General features: G+C 67.7%; 16 protein-coding genes and 1 tRNA gene. 4 read left to right on the top strand and 13 right to left on the bottom strand.

Going from position 1 to position 17556, the window contains the following annotated elements; genetic code table 11:
• Window positions 1-147: 147 nt before the first annotated feature.
• Together dph5 and D3261_RS14810 are read right to left on the bottom strand one after the other, a co-directional pair.
• Window positions 148-918: a diphthine synthase gene (gene dph5 / locus D3261_RS14815; protein ID WP_120073661.1), complete on the bottom strand. Its 771-nt coding sequence runs from the start codon at window positions 916-918 to the stop codon at window positions 148-150.
• A 37-nt stretch (window positions 919-955) separates the two neighbouring features.
• Window positions 956-1447, bottom strand: a complete 492-nt coding sequence (locus D3261_RS14810) for a pyridoxamine 5'-phosphate oxidase family protein (protein ID WP_120073659.1) — start codon at window positions 1445-1447, stop codon at window positions 956-958.
• 87 nt (window positions 1448-1534) lie between these two features.
• Here D3261_RS14810 and D3261_RS14805 point away from each other — a divergent pair, with 87 nt between their 5' ends.
• Both D3261_RS14805 and D3261_RS14800 read left to right on the top strand, forming a co-directional pair.
• Window positions 1535-2512 (top strand): class I SAM-dependent methyltransferase family protein, encoded by a 978-nt coding sequence (locus tag D3261_RS14805; RefSeq protein WP_120073657.1) that lies wholly within the window; start codon window positions 1535-1537, stop codon window positions 2510-2512.
• Window positions 2513-2579: 67 nt separating this feature from the next.
• Window positions 2580-2654, top strand: a tRNA-Thr gene (locus D3261_RS14800).
• 437 nt (window positions 2655-3091) lie between these two features.
• Here the strand turns inward: D3261_RS14800 and D3261_RS14795 are convergent.
• The 5 genes from D3261_RS14795 to D3261_RS14775 all read right to left on the bottom strand — a co-directional run bounded on the left by D3261_RS14795 (window position 3092) and on the right by D3261_RS14775 (window position 10198).
• Window positions 3092-4552 carry an HPP family protein gene (locus D3261_RS14795; protein ID WP_120073656.1) on the bottom strand — a complete coding sequence of 487 codons (1461 nt, stop codon included), beginning with the start codon at window positions 4550-4552 and terminating at the stop codon, window positions 3092-3094.
• Between the two features lie 62 nt (window positions 4553-4614).
• Window positions 4615-6627: a DUF2079 domain-containing protein gene (locus D3261_RS14790; RefSeq protein WP_120073654.1), complete on the bottom strand. Its 2013-nt coding sequence runs from the start codon at window positions 6625-6627 to the stop codon at window positions 4615-4617.
• 13 nt (window positions 6628-6640) lie between these two features.
• Complete coding sequence (locus D3261_RS14785; RefSeq protein WP_120073652.1) at window positions 6641-8677, bottom strand: DUF2079 domain-containing protein; 2037 nt, start codon at window positions 8675-8677, stop codon at window positions 6641-6643.
• Window positions 8670-9158 (bottom strand): GtrA family protein, encoded by a 489-nt coding sequence (locus D3261_RS14780; RefSeq protein WP_120073650.1) that lies wholly within the window; start codon window positions 9156-9158, stop codon window positions 8670-8672. Before D3261_RS14780 ends, D3261_RS14785 begins: the two co-directional genes overlap by 8 nt.
• The gene (locus tag D3261_RS14775) at window positions 9155-10198 is read right to left on the bottom strand and encodes a glycosyltransferase family 4 protein (protein ID WP_120073648.1); all 1044 of its coding nucleotides are present in this window, start codon (window positions 10196-10198) and stop codon (window positions 9155-9157) included. Before D3261_RS14775 ends, D3261_RS14780 begins: the two co-directional genes overlap by 4 nt.
• 309 nt (window positions 10199-10507) lie before the next feature.
• On the opposite strand from D3261_RS14775, the gene D3261_RS14770 reads away from it, so the two are divergent.
• Window positions 10508-11854: a sulfatase gene (locus D3261_RS14770; RefSeq protein ID WP_120073646.1), complete on the top strand. Its 1347-nt coding sequence runs from the start codon at window positions 10508-10510 to the stop codon at window positions 11852-11854.
• A gap of 12 nt (window positions 11855-11866) precedes the next feature.
• Here D3261_RS14770 and D3261_RS14765 read toward each other — a convergent pair whose 3' ends face one another.
• The 4 genes from D3261_RS14765 to D3261_RS14750 all read right to left on the bottom strand — a co-directional run bounded on the left by D3261_RS14765 (window position 11867) and on the right by D3261_RS14750 (window position 14883).
• Window positions 11867-12052 (bottom strand): hypothetical protein, encoded by a 186-nt coding sequence (locus D3261_RS14765; protein WP_120073644.1) that lies wholly within the window; start codon window positions 12050-12052, stop codon window positions 11867-11869.
• 139 nt (window positions 12053-12191) lie between these two features.
• Window positions 12192-12587, bottom strand: a complete 396-nt coding sequence (locus D3261_RS14760) for a hypothetical protein (RefSeq protein ID WP_120073642.1) — start codon at window positions 12585-12587, stop codon at window positions 12192-12194.
• A gap of 87 nt (window positions 12588-12674) precedes the next feature.
• Complete coding sequence (locus tag D3261_RS14755) at window positions 12675-14015, bottom strand: arylsulfotransferase family protein (RefSeq protein ID WP_120073640.1); 1341 nt, start codon at window positions 14013-14015, stop codon at window positions 12675-12677.
• Window positions 14016-14082: 67 nt separating this feature from the next.
• Entirely contained in the window at window positions 14083-14883 is an 801-nt protein-coding gene (locus tag D3261_RS14750; protein ID WP_233554008.1) for a polyprenol monophosphomannose synthase, read from the bottom strand.
• Window positions 14884-15118: 235 nt separating this feature from the next.
• On the opposite strand from D3261_RS14750, the gene D3261_RS14745 reads away from it, so the two are divergent.
• Window positions 15119-15655, top strand: coding sequence for a PH domain-containing protein (locus D3261_RS14745; RefSeq protein WP_120073638.1), 537 nt, complete (start codon window positions 15119-15121; stop codon window positions 15653-15655).
• Between the two features lie 14 nt (window positions 15656-15669).
• On the opposite strand, the gene D3261_RS14740 is transcribed toward D3261_RS14745, so the two are convergent.
• Together D3261_RS14740 and btuC are read right to left on the bottom strand one after the other, a co-directional pair.
• Window positions 15670-16482, bottom strand: a complete 813-nt coding sequence (locus D3261_RS14740; protein WP_120073636.1) for a heme ABC transporter ATP-binding protein — start codon at window positions 16480-16482, stop codon at window positions 15670-15672.
• Window positions 16479-17543 (bottom strand): vitamin B12 ABC transporter permease BtuC, encoded by a 1065-nt coding sequence (gene btuC / locus D3261_RS14735; RefSeq protein ID WP_120073634.1) that lies wholly within the window; start codon window positions 17541-17543, stop codon window positions 16479-16481. The genes D3261_RS14740 and btuC overlap by 4 nt, the downstream gene beginning before the upstream one ends.
• Window positions 17544-17556: the final 13 nt, after the last annotated feature.

Below are 17556 nucleotides of genomic sequence, written 5' to 3'. Positions count from 1 at the left end.
CCCCGCCACCAGCAACGCGAGCAGCGATGCCAGCCGGAGGAGGACGCTCATACAACCACCGGGGCCGCTCGGCGAATTTGAAGGTTCGGGTTCACCTCACGGTCTGTACCGGTCGATACTGGACGATCGCTCCGGTCGAACCGATCGTTACGAGCCGTCGGCGAAGAGCCGGTCGGGCGCGTTCGCGAGCGCCGACAGCGCCTCGCGTTCGAGGTCGTGCAGGGCCCCCGGAACCACGAGGAGGTGGAGCGGGTCGCCGAACTCGCGGTCGGCGAGTCGGGCGAGCGTGTCGGCGGCGACCTGTGGCTCCGGGCTCCCGGCCCGCGCGACGACCACCCCGATGGCGTCTTCGAGGGCGGGCGCGAGGCGGTCGGCGGCGGCGCTCGCGGTCAGGTAGCGGTCTTCCGCGGCCTTGATATCGAGATAGCAGAGGGTGTGGAGCCCACGGTCGCGGTTGTCGTCGATCGTATCGACGACGCTCTCGGGGATCGGGCGGTCGCCGTAGGCGAACGGCACGGTTGTAGCCTTGCCGAAGCGGTAGTTCTGGAGACCCGTGAGCGAGCTCGCGGCGGTCTGGGCGGTCGTACCGTGGACGATCCGTGTCTCGATACCGCGGTCGTGGGCGCGGAGTCGGAGGTCGACGTGCGTGGTCGAGACCATCGGGTCGCCGACGACGAGGAAGGCGACGTCCTCGGTTTCGGCCGCGTCGAGGATCGCCGCCGGGTCGCGCTCGACGCCTGCGCGGTCCCGGGCCTCGATCTCGATATCGTGGTAGGCTTCGAGGTCGGCGACGCTGGCCCCGCCGAGGGTCGAGGTGTAGCGCTCGACGAACGCCCGGTCCGCGCCGCGAACGGCGTCGCGGCCCTCGATGGTTATCGAGCGCTCGTCGTAGAGTCCGAGGCCGACGAAGGTGAGCATGACCCGACTCGGGAGGCGGACGGATTAAGAAATCCGGTTACGCGAACGTCCATCGGGTCGCGTCGTCCGGGTAGTCGTGCCACGCCAGCACGCGCTCGGGACGGATGGCAAAGAAGGGCGTGCCGTGTTCGATGCCGTATTTCTCTCGATAGGCGGCGTTCAGTCGGTCGACGAGACCTGGGTTGCCGGTCCCGTCGTCGATCCGGTTGGCGGTGCCCTCGACGATGACGACCTCGTCGCCGCTCTCGCCGTGGACGACGGCCGCAGGGTTCGTGGCGAGGTTCCGCACCCACCACGTCCGCTCGCCACCGCCGCAGTAGAACGTCCCGTCGACGAACACGCCCCAGACGGGTCTGGCGTGTGGGGTGCCGTCCGGACGGGTCGTCGAGAGCCAGACGGTTCGGTGTTCTCGAAGCCGTGTCGCGACGAATTCCCACGGGAGGAGCCCGTCCTCGTCCTCGGGGATGCCGTAGCTGGATTCGGTGTGTGGTCGCTCGCGGGTGGCGTTCGTCGGTGGTTCGGGCTCCATCGTAGGGACCGGGAGGCGGGAACTGGGGATGACGTTTCCGGCGACGAAGCGCCACGCTTAGGCCCGCCCGCGGTCGAGTTTTACCGTATGGAGGTACCGTGTGTCCGGGTCGCGCGCGAGGCGGGCGAGGAGACCCGCGAACGCCTCGACGACCGCGGACTCCTCGACCACGACCACGAGATCACCGTCGCCGACGGCCGGATCTACCTCCCGGTGACGGACGCGACCGCGGTCGCGGACGAGTACGCGGTCGTCACCCACGACGTGCCCACCCGCGAAACACAGGTCATGCCCGCGGACCTGCTTGGGTTCGAACCGAGCTACGAACGCCTCGGGGAGATCGTCCTGCTCCACGAGGACGACGTCGAACGCGCGAGGCGGATCGCGACCGCGGTGATGGACTCCTCGCTCCCGGTCGCGACGGTCGCGAACCGCGCCTCGAAGGTCACCGGCGAGTTCCGGACCCGGGACTGGACGGTGCTCGCCGGCGACGGAACGACGACCGTCCACCGCGAGTACGGCTGTTCGTTCGCCCTCGACATCGCCGAGGTCTACTTCTCGCCGCGCCTCGCCACCGAGCGCCACCGCGTGACCCAGCAGGTCGACGCCGACGAGCGGGTCGTCGACATGTTCGCCGGCGTGGGCCCGTTCGCGATCCCCGCCGCGAAGCAGGGCGCGGATGTCGTCGGTATCGACCTGAATCCCGTCGCGGTCGAGTATCTCCGGGAGAACGCCCAACGAAACGACGTCACGGAGCGCGTGACCGCCATCGAGGGGGACGTACGGGAGGTCGCCGGCGACGACACCGACCGGGCCGACCGGATCGTGATGAACCTCCCGCACTCCGCCGACGCGTTCCTCGACACCACGGTCGCGCTCGCGAGCGACGACTGTACGATCCACTACTACGACATCCAGCACGAGGACGACCCGTTCGGACCCGGCGAACGCGCCATCCGCGCGGCCGCCGAGGGTTACGAGGTCACTGTCGAAACCCGGCGAACGGTCCGGTCGTACGCCCCCCACGAACAGAACGTCTGCCTCGACGTCCGGCTTCGGGCGTGAGTCGCGGGGCCGGATCGTCGGTCGGATTCGCAACGATTATAGCCGTGGTGAGTCGAAGTTGAAACGCGCCGGTGTAGCTCAGACTGGCTAGAGCGAATCCTTCGTAAGGATTAGGCCGAGGGTTCAAATCCCCCCACCGGCTTCTCACCGCTTCTCATCGGAAAGCCACACTGGCTTGTTTGCACAAGCCGGTAGAAGGGCTATGTGACCACGACACGGAATCACCGAACATGGCAACCGTGACCTGCAGTGAGTGTGGGAACGAGACCGAATACGACGACTCCGGTGCTGCGGACCGGGTCCCCTGTACGCACTGCGAGAACGAGATACAGGTCTGAATCGGGCTCGGAACCACCCCGATTTTCCCGTCGGTGTTGCACGATTTTGCTCGGTAGAAGACCGCGAGCGCCGCCGGGTACGGGCCGCACGCGACGTTCAGCGGAACCGTACAGCGTTCTGCCATGACACGAAAGTGTTTATACCAGGGTGCTGAACAACGGGATGGAGGGTTCGACGGACTCTCCGAGATGCCACGCAGCGGACCACGTCCCTTGGTCCCCGCCTTTTGCGAGAAGGACGTCAGTTGTGGTCGAGCGGTCGGTACCGACGGTCGACGATCGCCACGTCACACTCGATGTCGTGGAGCCGTTCGAACGTCGCCGGCGCGAGCAACCGCGAGACGGTGCTCCGGTCGGTGCTGGCCCCGAGCATCACGAGGTCGGTGTGGGACGAGGCGGCCGCGAGGAAGTCCTCGGCGGGGCCGTGTGCCACCCGGGTCTCGATGCGGGTCGAGAAGGTCTCGACGAGGTCGGCGAGCATGCTCTCGGCGTCGCGGCGCTCGGCGGCCGTCGAGATACAGTGACAGACCCCGATCCGTCCCGACGAGCTCGCGAGCCGGCACGCGAAATCGAGCATACTTCGGGCGACGTCGCTGGCCCGCCGGACCGACACCAGGATCCGCCCCCACTCGGTCCGTCCATCGATCGACCGGTGGACCACCACGTCCATATCGGTCCGGAACAGGGAGGTCACGAACGACGACAGCCCCCCGTCGCCCTCCTCGTAGGGGGTGACGACCAGGTCGCAGTTCGACTCGCGTGCGGTCCTGAGCGTGGTCTTGGCGGGTGATTCCGAGCCACGCTGGGCGACGACGACCTCACACGGGATCCCGACGGTGGTCTCGACGGCGTCCGCACACCGTTCGAGCCGGCCAGCGTGGGGTTTCGTCGACGCCGGTGCGTCGGCGTTCGTCCCACCGTCGGTGGCGACGGTTCGTCCGTCGGAGTCCGGTTCCGCGGCACTCGCCCCGGTCTCGTCGGAGTCAACGAGGTCGAACAGCACCACCTTGCCGGCGTCGTGGGCGGCGGCGAGGCGACCGCCGAACATCGCGGTGGCGTCGGCGTGGTCGCCGCGCATCGGCACGAGGACGTGGTCGTCGCCCTTCGTCGACTGGTAGAGGTAGCGGGCCCGGTGGGAGTAGACGTGACGGTGCCAGACGAGGAACACGCCCGCGACGATCATGCTCGACACCGCAATGGAGACGACGTAGGTGAACCCCGAGGCCCGCTCGACGACCGCGAGGAGCGCGGTCGAGAACGCCGCCGGCTCCTCGATGTCGAACGCCCACGTCGCCGCCCCGGTCAGGAACATCGCGAGCGCCGCGCCACCGGCGTGGATCTCCTGGGCCGCCGAGGGCGCGTAGTAGAACTGCGAGAGGGTCGCGACCGCGATCCAGCCACACGCCGCACCGGCGGTCAACCCCGAGACGAACCGCCAGGGGGCGGCGTAGCGCTCCTCGGGGTGGGCGAACAGGAGATACGCGCCGGCGGCCAGCGGGGGAAAGAGGAGGAAAGAGAGGTCGGCGACGTTCGAGATCAGCGTCACGAGGCCAACTAAGAGCGGCACGAACAACAGGACGGAGAGGTGGATCAGGTTTCTAGAACTCTCGATCCACCGGCGGAAATCGTGGACCTCCCGGCGCTCGAATCGCCGGGACCGCGAAAGCGCGGCGCGGAGATACGCCCGCGCGTCATCGAACATACCAACTGAAGGCGGCGAAGCGGAAAATGTGTTCTCATCGCCCCGCCGTCGTCCGGGTCGAACTACCCGCGCGTCGCGGACGCGTTCGGGGTGTCGTTCCGGGCGGAGACGGTGACGTTCTCGAAGGCGAGCCGGCCCGTCCCGCCGGCCCGCTTCGCCCGGAGTTCCACGTTCGGTTCGACGCTGTCGAGCGAGAAGTCGACGGTGACGTTCGTGAGCCCGTCGGTGGTCGTCACGTTCTCGCTCGCGATCGGCCGGGGGGTCGCTCCGGTCGCGGCTTCGAGCGTGGCGACGGGCTGGTCGCCGGTGCTCGTGGCGTTGACCTGGAAGGTCGCGGTGTAGTCGCCGGGCGGGAGCATCGCCCCCGGACCGTACCAGTAGTAGGTCCCGTCCTGGCCGCCGGTGCCGACGAGCTGGCCGTCGATGATGATCGCCTCGTTCCGGACGATGTCCGAGAGCTCGTAGGTTTTGGGGTCGAACCCGTAGTCACCGCCGATACCGCGGGTCGTGCCGGTGTAGCCCTGCCTGAACACCCAGACGTCGTCGTCGTAGGCGTAGAGACCGTACTCGTCACCCAGCTGGCCCTCGAAGATCGTTCGCAACGGCTGTGACCACTCGATGCCCTGGGTTTCGAGGTCGGTGTCCATCAGGATGTACTCGGGCTGTGGCGGGGGGTTCTCGCGTTGGTACCGATAGTAGAGCGTGCGGTTCGCGGTGAAGGTGACGTTGTCGCGGGTAGCGACGTGCGGGAAGATGTCGTTCTGGGTGATCAGCGAGGCGTTCTCCGGGACCACCTCGATCGCCTCGTTGATCGTCTCGACGTCGTCGCCGCCGCGCGGGATGGCGTCCTTCTCGGCCCCCATCGCCACCCCGACGGCGAGGTTCACGACGAGGATCACCGCGAACAGCCCGGAGAGCATCCCACGGGTCGTGTTCCACCACGCGTCGGTGTCGAACTCGGGCCGTCGCGAGAGGTCGACCCGCGAGAGCACTCTGATGGCCCCGATGTAGACGAACGGCAGGAGGTAGAAGGGGTAGTGTGCGCCGAAGGTGTAGTAGACGTCGCGCCCGGCGAAGACCCACGCGAACCCGAGGAAGGGAACCAGCGAGAGCACCGTGACCTCGTCGGCCACGGCGAGGAACAACACCGGCAGGAGCAGGAGGACCAGGAAGACCACCTTGTCGAAGAGGTCGATCGCGACGGCGTCGACGAAGAGGGAAGGATTGGCGAACAGGATGCCGACGAGGTTGCCGATCGTGACCCGCGAGCCCGTGATGTAGGCCTGGAACGCCGGCGAGACGACGTCGGTCGGCAGACCCGAGGAGTCGGTGTAGACCCCGATCGCCCAGCCCGCGATGATCCGGGAGACGACGAGGATGACGGCGCTGACACCGAGCATGGGTGCCTCCTGTCGGAGGCGGTTCCCGCGGTAGGCGATGACCGCGAGCGCCACCAGGAAACCGCCGACGAGGATCGCGGTGAACTCGTTGGTGAACAACACCAGCGTGAGGAAGACCACGAACGTGACGTACCGGCGCTTGGTGTAGGCGTAGTAGCCGGCGAACAGGAGGATAGGCAGGAGGATCTGTTCCTGGAAGTCGAAGAGCCAGGCGTTCCAGAGGAAGGGGTTGAGGGCGTAGGAGGCGGTCACCAGCCCCGCGATCCACGTGCTATCGAGCTGGTCGCGCGCGAGCTTCCAGCACATCGGAACGCTGGCCGCGAGCACGAACGCCTTCGAGACGATGAGGGTGTACGGCGATTCCACGAGGGCGTACAGGGGGAGGAACCCGAGCAGGGTGGCGGTGAAGTGGCCGCCCCAGTACGAACTCTCGGGCCCGCGGGCGGTGTACTTGCCCTGTTCGAGGAACCCGTTCCCCCCGACCGTCTGTGCGAACATGTGGACGTAGGTCCCGAAGTCAGCGCCCGTGAGCCAGTAGCTCCGGTAGAGCAGCGACATGTAGACCGAGAACCCGACGAAGAGCAGGAGGGCGAACCCGAGGACGTACCACGCCGGGTCCCCCCGGTCGGGAACCCGGCGGTCGACGGCGGTCCTGACGCGGTCGGCGGTGCTCATGCCTGCTCCTCCATCACGCCCCACCCTCCGTGGTGTTTGCGGTTTCCGGGTAGGATATCTCCACCCGGTCCAACACGACCCGACCCTCGCCCCGTCTGACCCCGCGGTACTCGAGCTCCGAGGTGCTCTCGGTCAGGCGGAACGGCACCGAGACGTTCTGCCAGCCGTCGCCGGGAGCGACCGTGGTGTTCGCGATCTCCGCGTGGTCCTCGCCGCCGGCGACCTGCGTCAGCAGTACGGGGTCGTCGCCGTCGCCGGAGACGTTGACCCGGAAGGTCGCGGTGTACTCGCCCGGCGCGAGGGTGTCGTAGGGACCGAACCAGATGTAATCGCCCGAGGAGCCCTCCTCGCTCACGAGGGTGGCGTTCTCCTCGGTCCCGGCCTCGGTCGCGGATTCGCTCGCGAACTCGCTCGCGTCGTAGACCCGCGGGCTCGGGTCACGCTGTGTCACCCCGTAGGTCCGGCCCTCGTAGCCCCGCTGGTAGACTTGGACACCGTCCTGATAGCGAAGCAGTCCGTACTCGTCGCCGAGGCGCTCGCCGAAGCTCCGCTGGACGGTTCGCCCCCAGGACGCGTCCGGGTTGAGGTTCGTATCGATCAGGACGTACTCCGGCGAGACCGGCCCGTATCGCTGTTCGTAGGCCTCGAACGTCGGCTGGCTCACGATGAAGGTCGCGTTGGGACGGGTGGCCACGTGGGGGTAGATGTCGTTCTGTGCGAGCAGCGTCGCGTCCGCCGGTATCGAGTCGATGGCGGTCTGGAGGACGGCGTCGTGGTCCTCGTCCGCAGGCGGCGGGGCGCTGAAGTGACCGCCGCCGGAGGCGATGCCCGCCACGAGACAGAGCACCAACACACCGGTGGCGACCCCCGAGAACGCCGCCCGCGACGGTATCGAGACCCCGCCGAACCGGGTCGAGAGCCGCGCGAGGAGGTGGATGACCCCGATGTAGACGAACGGCAGGAGGTAGAGCGGGTAGTGGGCCCCGAACTCGAAGTAGACCGCCTTCGACGCGCCGGTGAAGATCCAGGCGAAGCCGAGGTACGGACCGAGCGCGAACAGCGAGAGTTCGTCGAACAGCGCGAGGAAGAGGACGGGGAGCATGAACGCCGCGAAGAAGAGGAGTTTGTCCTCGACCGCGAACGTCGCCGAATCGATCAGGACTGTGGGGTTCGTGAGCACGACGCCGAGGAGGTCGAGGATCGACACCCGCGTCGCGCCCTGGACGTACGCCTGAAGGGGTTCAGCGATCACGTAGACCGGGAGCCCGCTCGCCCGACTGAAGTGTTCGATCACGGTGCTGGAGACGAACCGCGCCACCCCGAGAGCGACCACCGCGCCGACGATGGCCGGGGCTTTCTCGCGTGCCCGACCCGCGAGGAGCGCCGCGACCGCGAGCCCTGCGGTGAAGCCGATCGCGGGGAAGATCACGAACTCGTTGGTGAACAGTACCAGCAGGAAGAGGACGAGGAAGGCGACGGTTCGGTCCTTCCGATAGCAGTAGTAGGCCGCGAAGAGGAGGGGCGGGATCAGGATCTGTTCCTGGAAGTCGAACGACCACGCCGACCAGAGGAACGGGTTGAACGCGTACGAGAGCGTCACGACCCCGCCGAGACGGGCACCGAGCCGGTCGCGGGCCAGCACCCAGAGCACCACGACGCTCGCGGCGAGCACGAAGCACTTCACGACCAGGAGAGTGTAGACCGAGGGCACCAGCGCGAACAGCGGGATGAAGGCGAGCAGCGTCAGCGAGAAGTGCGCGCCCCAGTACGACGACGAGAGGAGTTCGACGCGGTACTTGCCGTTGTCGAGCCAGCCCTCGCCGTTGAGCGTCGAACTGAACATGTGGGTGTAGGCCCCGAGGTCGGCCCCCGTGGTGGCGAAGCGGAAGTGCTGGAGCGAGGTGTAGATCGAGAAGCCGACGAACAGCGCCAGCGCGAGCAGGACGACCAGCCACGTCGGGTCGTTGCGGGCTGGCAGCGCGTCGGTCACGCGGTCGGTGAACGATCTCTCACCCGTCTCGCGGCCGATCGATTCCGAGAGCCTACTCACGTTTGTCCTCGCCGAAGTACTGCTTCACGGTGTCGAACGACCAGGAGGAGTCCTCCGTACTCCAGACCCACTTCTCGCTCGCACCGAAGCCCCAGAGCAGGCCGAGCGCCATCGAGAGGAGGTTCGCCCAGAACAGCGGGATACCGAAGATCTCATAGAAGACGAACAACCCAGCCGTCCCGATGGCGATCCCGACGAGCCGGGTCGCGACGTACTTCACGCCGCGCCAGCACCACTGACCGAAGCCCGCCGCTCCGCGACCGCGCCACGTCACGCTGTCGTTCATCACGTAGTTCGAGAGCGTACTCACGATACGTGCGATGAGTCCCGCGAGCACCGGGGCGATCCCGAACCTGGGCAAGCCGATGGTGATAGCCTGATTTATCACCATGCCAACGGCTCCGACACCGAGATACATCACGAGCCGTTTGTTCTGTGGGTCGAACAGCGAACGCTCGCGGACCTCGTCGAGCACGCTCACGCGTGGACCTCCGTTCGGTCACCGCCACGTTCGCGGGTCGGTGGCGAGAGCAGCAGGTCCTTGAGTTTGGGGTAGACCGCTTCGATGGCGTGGGACTCGCCCTCCGCGCGGGCGCGGTCACACCGCTCGGCGTAGCCGTCGTCGTGTGCCCACTCGCTGTGCAGGAGGGCGATCGCGTGGGCCATCCCGCGCGGGGTTTCGGCCTGCAACACTGCCTCGTTCTCCCTGACGTGGGTCGAGAGCGGGGTCGTCACCACGGGGGTGCCGGAGGCACAGGCCTCGTTGATCACCATGCTGTCGGTGTCGACCCGGGCGGGGTGGAGCACGACGTGCGCGCGGGCGTAGGCCGCGGCGAGTTCGTCCTCGTCGAGGAAGCCGAGCCCCTCGACCTCCCCCGCACCCTCACCGGTCGTCACCACTCGGACGTTCGACGGGAGGCGTTCGGCCACGTCCTGTATCGTGTCCCAGCCCTTCTCGCGAATGTGGGCGGCGGTCGTGAGGACGGTGAACTCGTCGTCGAGCGGTGCGTTGTCGGGCGAGAACCGGTCGGTGTCGACGAAGTTCGGGATGTGGACCGTGTTGGGATGCGGGGAGTCGTAGGCCGGGGTCACGGAGTGGACGACGTCGAACCGCGAGAGGTCGCGTTTGCCGACGGTCCGATAGAGGAGTTTGACCGCCGTGGGTACCGCGCCGTAGTGGGCCTCGTAGAGCTTCCGCGAGACGAACACCCAGGAGTGGACGCCCGCGATCCGGGTGCCGCCGCCGGAGAAGAAGAGTTCGGAGAGGGGGTTGTAGAAGATGTACGCGGTGTCGAACGCCGAGAGGTCGTGGTGCCAGGCCTCGCGATAGGGGATGTCGGGGTCGAGCACGTCGCGCACCGCGACGCGACGCTCGCCGCCGGGCGCGTAGGGGAGGGCGCGAACCGAGACGTCGACGCCGTCGGCGTTGAGGCGGTTGGCGAGCGAGCAGACCCACTTCTCGCCGCCGCGGTAGTGTTCGACCGAGAGATGCGGACACAGAACGACGCGTGTGCCGGACATCTCAGAACGGGCGACGGGTTTCGCGGGATTCCGTTCGTCGTCGTGGTCCAGTGGAACGAAGAGAGCGCTCGGCGGAGGACGAAATCATTGCGCGAAAGAACAGACCGGAGCCAATTAAGTATTGCCTATCGGATCCTCGGGCGGTCAGACCAACGAAAACGACGGTTTCGGGCGATCCTGCCGTTGGACCCCCGTCGTGCGTTCGGTGTGTGATCACACGTCCATCCCGGCGTGTGGAGACCCATCTCGACCGTCGGGGGACGCCACCGAATAGTAAAACAGTTCACCCGCGAGCGAGCGGATCGGACAATGAAGACGCTGCTGCTCACCATCGACGCGTGGCGTGCCGACCACGCCTCGTTCATGCCGGGATCGGTCGGCGAACACACCCCGAACCTCGACCGCCTCGCGGAACAGGGCACCGTGTTCTCCGAGGCCGTGAGCCACGGCCCGGCGACGCCCTACGCCTTCCCGGCGGTGTTCACGTCGGCGCTCCCGCTCGATTACGGTGGCTACGAGGAGCTGAGCAGCGAGCGAACCCTGGTCAGCGAGGCGCTCTCGCGAAGCGGTTGGCACTGCGTCGGCGCACACGCCAACCCCTGGCTCGGCGAGAAATACGGCTACGGCCGAGGCTACGACGACTATCGCGACGTCGGCGAGTTCGGGCTCCCGGGGTTGGAGCGGGGTCGACAGTTCCTCCTCGAGAACTTCTCGCTCGATAGTCCCGTGTATCGCGCGGTCCAGTCGGCCTACCGCTACGTGCAGGGCCCACTGCGGATGGTGACGGGCGATGCCGCCGAGATCGAGGTCGCACGCGAGGCGCTCGAAGACGCCCGCGACGAGGCCTTCGTCTGGACGCACCTCCTCGAACCCCACGCGCCCTACACCCCACCGAAGCACCACCGCGAGGCCGTCGGCGTCCCCGAGACCGACACCACGCCCTCCCAGCTCGTCACCCGCGCTCAACACGACCCCGAGTCGTTCTCCGAACGCGAGCGCGAGGTCATCCGTGGGCTCTACGCCGCGTCGGTGCGCCACGCCGACGAGAAGGTGGGCAAGCTCCTCCGAGCCGTCGACGACGACACCCTCGTGATCGTCACCGCCGACCACGGCGAGGCGCTGTTCGAACACGGCCAGGTCGGTCACGAGCCCGCCCTCTACGACGAGCTCGTCCACGTCCCGTTCCTCGTCCGCCCGCCCGGCGGCACGAGCACCGAGGTCGTCGAAGATCAGGTCCGTCACGTCGACATCGCGCCCACGATCCTCGATTACGCCGGCGTCGAGGCCCCGGATTCCTACCAGGGCCGGTCGCTTCGACCGGCGGTCGAGGGCGACGATATCGACACGGAGCACGCGGTCTCGGAGGTCGCGTCGTCGCCGACCCAGCCGGGTCGGCTCGACCCCGACGAGCTCCAGGTCGGTGTCAGGACCCCGGCGCGAAAGCTGATCTACACCAATGATGGGATCGAGGGCTTCGACCTCGACACCGACCCCGGCGAGGAAGCGCCGGTCACGGACCTCGAGGGAGAGAAGTGGGCCGACCTGCAGGCTAAGCTTGACGAGCGGCTCGACAGTATCGACGTCGCCGACACCGGCGGTGTCGAGCGCGACGACGACGTCCAGGAACGGCTTCGGAACCTCGGCTACATGGAGTAGGCGTCGGGCGCGCTACAGGCTCCACTCCGGGTCGCGCGGTCGCCAGACGACCGCCGCTGCTTCGACCGGACTGTGGCCCCGGTGGTCGACACACGGCGCGCCGGGGACCGAGACCTCGTGAAGACAGACCCCGTCGGGGGTCGGTCTGGCACACACCGGCGAGCCGTCCTCGTTCGTCGGATACGTTCCACTTGCCATACCGGATGGTGGGCTGACGTACGCATGACGATCGGGCCTGCATGTGCCCGGCGTAGAAGATACCACCCGTATCCGCGTTTTCCCCGAGTACGAGCCGATTCCGGCCGCGATGGGGACGAATCGTTCGTCGACGATCGAATCAGGCCACACGCGAGACGACCATCCCGAGCAACTGACCGACGATCCCGGCTCCCAGCCCGACGACGCCGAAAGCAGCGAAGAGAGCGACCCCGCCAGCGAACGTCAGGTCACCTTGGCTCTCCATCTCCCGCCCGCTCCTGTAAAAGAGAACGGCGAGGCACGTAACGCCCGGTGTAGCCCCGATGAGTAACGACGATCGGAAACCTCCTCCACGGGACCCGTGGACGAAGCTCAACGAGAACGGAAGGACTGTGAAGGGGATTCCGAGAGAGACGGTCTCGAACTGCTCGTCGCTCGCCCTGCCAGCCAGAAGGGAGACCACCGAACCGATAGCGGCGGCCGAAACGAGAGCAACGACAGATCCCGATTTCTCGGCCGTGTCAACGGATGGCATTTGTCGTTCGCTTTCACGCCGTCGACTTATACTGTTCGGCGATGTCACTCGCTCGTCGTTTCGCTCCGAAAATGTGGACTCTTCTGCTCAGGCCGCTCGTCGCCCGCTCCAGACGAGTACACCGCCGACGATGGCGAGCAGCAGGCCGACGACGATGACCGCGATGTGCCACGCGGCGAACCAGACCGGGAGCGAGACCACGTACGAGAGCCCGGCGTAGGCCTCGTCGACGTACGGAATGCTGCTCCCCCCGTCGACGACCGGGGCGTCGCCGCTGGCGTTCATCCGCGGGAGGTCGTTGTCGTTGGCCATCTCCTGATAGGGGAGCCGTTCGGCCTCGTACGGCCACGTCCCGGTATCGGTGGACCAGACGGTGGTGCCGTTCGGGGCGACCTCGACGACGCGGTCCCGTCGTGAGTCCGTGATCAGGGTGTTGCCGTTCGGGAGGCGGTCGGCGTCGCGCGGCCAGCTGTAGGCCACGTCGTTCGAGGAGTCGACGCCCCAGGCGACCTCCCAGCCGTCGCTCTCGTTGTGGAGTTCGACGATCCGGTTGTTGTCGGAGTCGGCGACCAGGATCGCGTCCGGTCCGAGGTACTGCGGGTTGTGCTGGTGGTTCATGACCTCGGAGTCGCCACAGAGCACGTCGCCGTTGGAGTCGTTGCTGAAGTCACGGAGGCCGTTGTTCTCCTTGCAGATCGCGTCGTCCGTGTCGCCGGTGTCCTCGTTGATGACGTCGACGACGCCCTCACCGCGCTGGATGATCAGGAGCTGGTTGGCGTTCCGGACCGACACTAGGAACCGACCCTCGCCGATCCGGTCGACGTCGTTGATGTGGAGCCAGTCGGTGCTGACGGGGTCGTCGGGTGCGTCGTAGCGCTCGCTCGCGTTCCACTGCCACGTCGTCGTACCGTTCGGCGCGACGGTGAAGATCCGCTCGTTCGCCATGTCGGTCATGACGAACTCGCCGGAGGGGAGCGGCTCGACGTCGTGGACCTCGTTGTTGAGCATCTCGGGAACGGGGAACGACCACTCGCTCGTGACCTGTGGGTCGGGGTTGGCGTCGGGGCCGGGGTCGATTATCTGGAAGCCCGTCCGCGCACACGGGGCTTCGTACTGGCCGCACTCCTGTTCGCCTTCGGTGATGTAGCCCGTGAGCACCGAGCCGTTGTCGAGCACCGTGACGTCGAAGTAGTCGGTGTCGGGGGTGCCGAAGGTCCAGAGTCGGCTGCCGTTCGAGTCGAACATCGAGACGCGGCCGGCGGCCTGCATCCCGACGACGGTTTTGCCGCGGTCGGCGCTATCGTTGGTATCGGCGTTCGAGGCGGTCGACGGCCCGGTGGCGGCGCTCACCGCGAGCGAACCCACGACGGCGACGACGGCGACGAGGACCAGGGCCACCCCGAGACGTTGGCGCGAGAGGGAGGGCATTTCGGTACCGGGAAATACAGGTTGCCCGGCTTAGGGTTATTGGTTCGCCTCGGGGATCCCGACCGAGTCAGTGCTGGTTTCGGTCGGCCGAGACGGCGGCGTGTGGGTTCCGGCCAGCGTAGCCGCCCCGCCGGAGGTCGTAGACGTGTTCGAGGAACCCGAGGTACTCGCCGGCCGAGAGCTTCGACTCGCCGCGCTCGCGCTCGGTGAAGACGTACGGTACCTCGACGACGCGGTCGTAGTCACACTTCAACAGGATCTCGAGCAGGATCTTGTAGCCGGTCGGCGCGAGCGAGACTCCGGTGAGGATCTCGCGTCGGACCGCGAAGAAGCCGCTCATCGGGTCCGAGATACCGCGCGTCGGTGGCAGCGCGAGCTTCGCGATCGTCATCGCGCCGCGGCTGACGAGCCGCCGGAACCGCGACCAGTTCTCGACGCCGCCGCCGGGGACGTGGCGGCTCCCGATCACGATGTCGGCCCCGGAGTCGAACGCCGCGATGAGTTCTGGGAGCTTCTCGGGCGGGTGCTGGAGGTCGGCGTCGATCACTGCACAGAGCTCGTAGGTCGCCTCGTCGAACCCCCGCGAGACCGCGGTCGCGAGCCCCGAATCCTCCGTTCGGCGGACCACCCGCACCGCCTCCAGCCCCTCGTACTCGTCCTCAACGAACCGCCAGGTCCCGTCGGGCGAGTCGTCGTCGATCACGACGATCTCGAACCGATACTCGGCGAGCGCGTCCCGACACCGCTCGACGACCTGTTCGATGTTCTCGCGTTCGTTGTACGTCGGGATGATGATCGAGACCGAGCGCTCGTCGGCGTCGGGTCCCGCCACCGTCGCGCCCGCGGGCACACCGCTTCGGTCGGTCACGTCGTCGGATCCGGTTCCGCCACCGGAGCCCGGTGGTTGGCACTCCCTACTCCTGCTCCCCCGAGAACCGGGCTGATCACTCACGATACCTGAGCCTCGACGGTGGAGAATAAAAATCATCGTACTCGCGGCGGCAACCATCACGAACGTAACCGATCCCCGTCGGTCGTCGACGACCGACCGGTCCCGCTCGGGTTCAAAACCGGTAAGACGATGCCGCGCCTACAGGAGCGACATGAGTTCGGCGGCGGGGTCGGTCGAGTGGGTGCACCTCACGGGCGACGAGCGCGTGCTCTGGGCCGGCACCCCGAGCACCTATCCCGCCCTCCCCGCGGTCGCGGTCGGCTTCGTGCTCTGCATCGCCGGGGTCTGGCTCTCGCGGCTCGGGTCGCTCCCCGGCCCGTCGTGGCTCCCGCTCGTTTCGGTTCCGGTCGGGCTCTGCATCGGCTCCTGGGCCTACCTCACCCGCTGGAGTACGCGGTACGTCTTCACCACCAAAGCGGTCTACGAGAAGACGGGTCTGTTCTCGCGGACGGTCACGCAGGTCCGGTTCGACCGGGTGCAGAACACCACCTTCGACCAGTCGACGGTCGAACGGCTGCTGTCCTACGGCGACATCGCGGTCTACACCGCGGGCACCGGCGGGGTCAACCTCGCGCTCCGAGACGTCCCCGACCCGAAACGCGTCAACGCCCTCGTGACCACCTGCCTCAGCAACGTCGCCGGGTCCACGACCGACCCGCCGGCCGCCGACGAGCAACTGTCGGTGTAGCGTCCACCTCGAATCTAGCGGTCGTCCACGGTGAGCGCGTCGAGCCGTCGGTCCGCCGCATCCGCGAGCGCCGTGACGTCGGGGGTTCCCGTGACGGGGTGACGCGTCACCGCGACGCGAGTGTCGAACGCGCGCTCGACGTTCGATTCCGTCAGCACGGCTTCGGGGCTTCCGCTGGCGAGCACCGTCCCGCCCGCGAGCAACACCAGCCGGTCACAGAACCGGGCGGCGAGCGAGAGGTCGTGGATCGCACACAGCGCCGCCCGACCCTCGGCGACGAACGCCCGGAGAAGCGAGAGCAGGCGCACCTGATGGTTGATGTCGAGGCTCGCGGTGGGTTCGTCGAGCAACAGTCCGTCCGGATTCTGGCACAGCGCCCGCGCGAACACCACCCGCTGGCGCTCGCCGCCGCTGACCTCGTCGATCCGGCGGTCGGCGAAGCGTGCGACGTCCGTGCGTTCCATCGCGCGTCGGGTGTGGTCGCGGTCCTCGTCCGTGACGCGCTCGAACCGCGACCGGTAGGGCGTTCGACCCATCGCCACGACCTCCCGAACCGGAAACGAAAACGAGAGGTCGGTCTGCTGGGGCACCGTCGCCACCCGGCGGGCGAGCGCGCGCGCCGACAGTTCGGTGACGTCGTCGCCGCCGACCGCGACGGTGCCGGTCGTGGGGGTGACAAGCCCGTTGACCGCGCCCAACAGCGTGGTCTTGCCCGCACCGTTCGGGCCGACGAGGCCGACGACCTCGCCGGGTTCGACGGCGAGGTCGACCCCGGACAGCGCGTTCACCTCGCCGTAGGATACCCCCAGGTCGCGGACCTCGATCACAGCGCGCGCACCTCCCGACGACGCAGCAAGTAGAGGAAGAAGGGCGCACCGACCGCCGCCGTCACGATCCCCACCGGGAGTTCGGCGGGCCCCGAGCGCGCGAGGGTGTCGGCCGCGACGAGGAAGACGCTGCCCGCGAGCGCGCTGGTCGGGAGCAGGATCCGGTGATCCGGTCCCACGAGGAGGCGCATCACGTGGGGGACGATCAGCCCAACGAAGCCGATCACGCCCGAGACGGCGACCGCGGCGGCGGTGAGCACGCTCGACAGCGCGAGGAGGATACGTTTGCTGCGCTCGACCTCGATCCCGAGCGAGTGGGCCTCGTTCTCCCCGAGGAGGAGGACGTTGAGGTCGCGGGCGTAGGCGAGGAGACCGAGAAAGACGACGAGGGCGAGCGGGAGCGTCGTCGTTACATCGCCCCACGAGGCGTTGTGGAGGTGGCCCATCAGCCAGTAGGTCACGCGTTCGAGGCTCTCGCCCGAGTTGATGAGGAGGTAGGAGATGACGGCCCCCAGAAAGGTCTGGACCGCGACGCCAGCGAGCAGGAGGGTGGCGACCGGTGTTCTCCCACCCTCGGTGGCGATGAGGTAGACCCCGAAGGCCGCGATCAGCGCGCCCGCGAACGCCGCGCCCTGGAGGCCGAGCCCGAACGGGATCACGAACGGAACCACGATCCACGCCACCGCGCCCGTCGCCGCCCCGGTCGAAACCCCGATGATCGAGGGGTCGGCCATCGGATTGCGGAAGAAGCCCTGCATCACGGTGCCGGCGGCTCCGAGCGCGAAGCCGACGATCGCGGCGAGCGCGATCCGCGGGAGCCGGATCCGCAGGACGATCGTCGCGGCGGTGTCGGGGACCGAAAACGAGAGCCGGGGGAGGGCGTCGAGAAGTATCATCGCGACGACCGGATACTCGATACCCACCGGACCGAGCGCCGCGCTCGCGATGACGACGGCGAGGAGTGCGACCACGAGCCCGGCCGACCACGCGACCGCACGGCTCCCGACACGAGCCGGACGGATGGCGGTCGGCTCGTCGCGCGTCGTGGACGTCTCTGCCACGAGACCAACTCGG

It is taken from the genome of Halococcus sp. IIIV-5B, assembly GCF_003602035.1.
Taxonomy (GTDB): domain Archaea; phylum Halobacteriota; class Halobacteria; order Halobacteriales; family Halococcaceae; genus Halococcus; species Halococcus salsus.
This window is presented reverse-complemented; position numbering and strand designations above follow the sequence as displayed.

Excerpts from the sequence above, each read along its gene's own strand:
- D3261_RS14765 (WP_120073644.1), bottom strand. The coding sequence starts at position 12,052 with ATGGCAAGTGGAACGTATCCGACGAACGAGGACGGCTCGCCGGTGTGT.
- D3261_RS14770 (WP_120073646.1), top strand. The coding sequence starts at position 10,508 with ATGAAGACGCTGCTGCTCACCATCGACGCGTGGCGTGCCGACCACGCC.
- D3261_RS14805 (WP_120073657.1), top strand. The coding sequence starts at position 1,535 with ATGGAGGTACCGTGTGTCCGGGTCGCGCGCGAGGCGGGCGAGGAGACC.
- D3261_RS14810 (WP_120073659.1), bottom strand. The coding sequence starts at position 1,447 with ATGGAGCCCGAACCACCGACGAACGCCACCCGCGAGCGACCACACACC.
- D3261_RS14790 (WP_120073654.1), bottom strand. The coding sequence starts at position 6,627 with ATGAGCACCGCCGACCGCGTCAGGACCGCCGTCGACCGCCGGGTTCCC.
- D3261_RS14775 (WP_120073648.1), bottom strand. The coding sequence starts at position 10,198 with ATGTCCGGCACACGCGTCGTTCTGTGTCCGCATCTCTCGGTCGAACAC.
- D3261_RS14795 (WP_120073656.1), bottom strand. The coding sequence starts at position 4,552 with ATGTTCGATGACGCGCGGGCGTATCTCCGCGCCGCGCTTTCGCGGTCC.
- D3261_RS14745 (WP_120073638.1), top strand. The coding sequence starts at position 15,119 with ATGAGTTCGGCGGCGGGGTCGGTCGAGTGGGTGCACCTCACGGGCGAC.
- dph5 (WP_120073661.1), bottom strand. The coding sequence starts at position 918 with ATGCTCACCTTCGTCGGCCTCGGACTCTACGACGAGCGCTCGATAACC.
- D3261_RS14755 (WP_120073640.1), bottom strand. The coding sequence starts at position 14,015 with ATGCCCTCCCTCTCGCGCCAACGTCTCGGGGTGGCCCTGGTCCTCGTC.
- D3261_RS14760 (WP_120073642.1), bottom strand. The coding sequence starts at position 12,587 with ATGCCATCCGTTGACACGGCCGAGAAATCGGGATCTGTCGTTGCTCTC.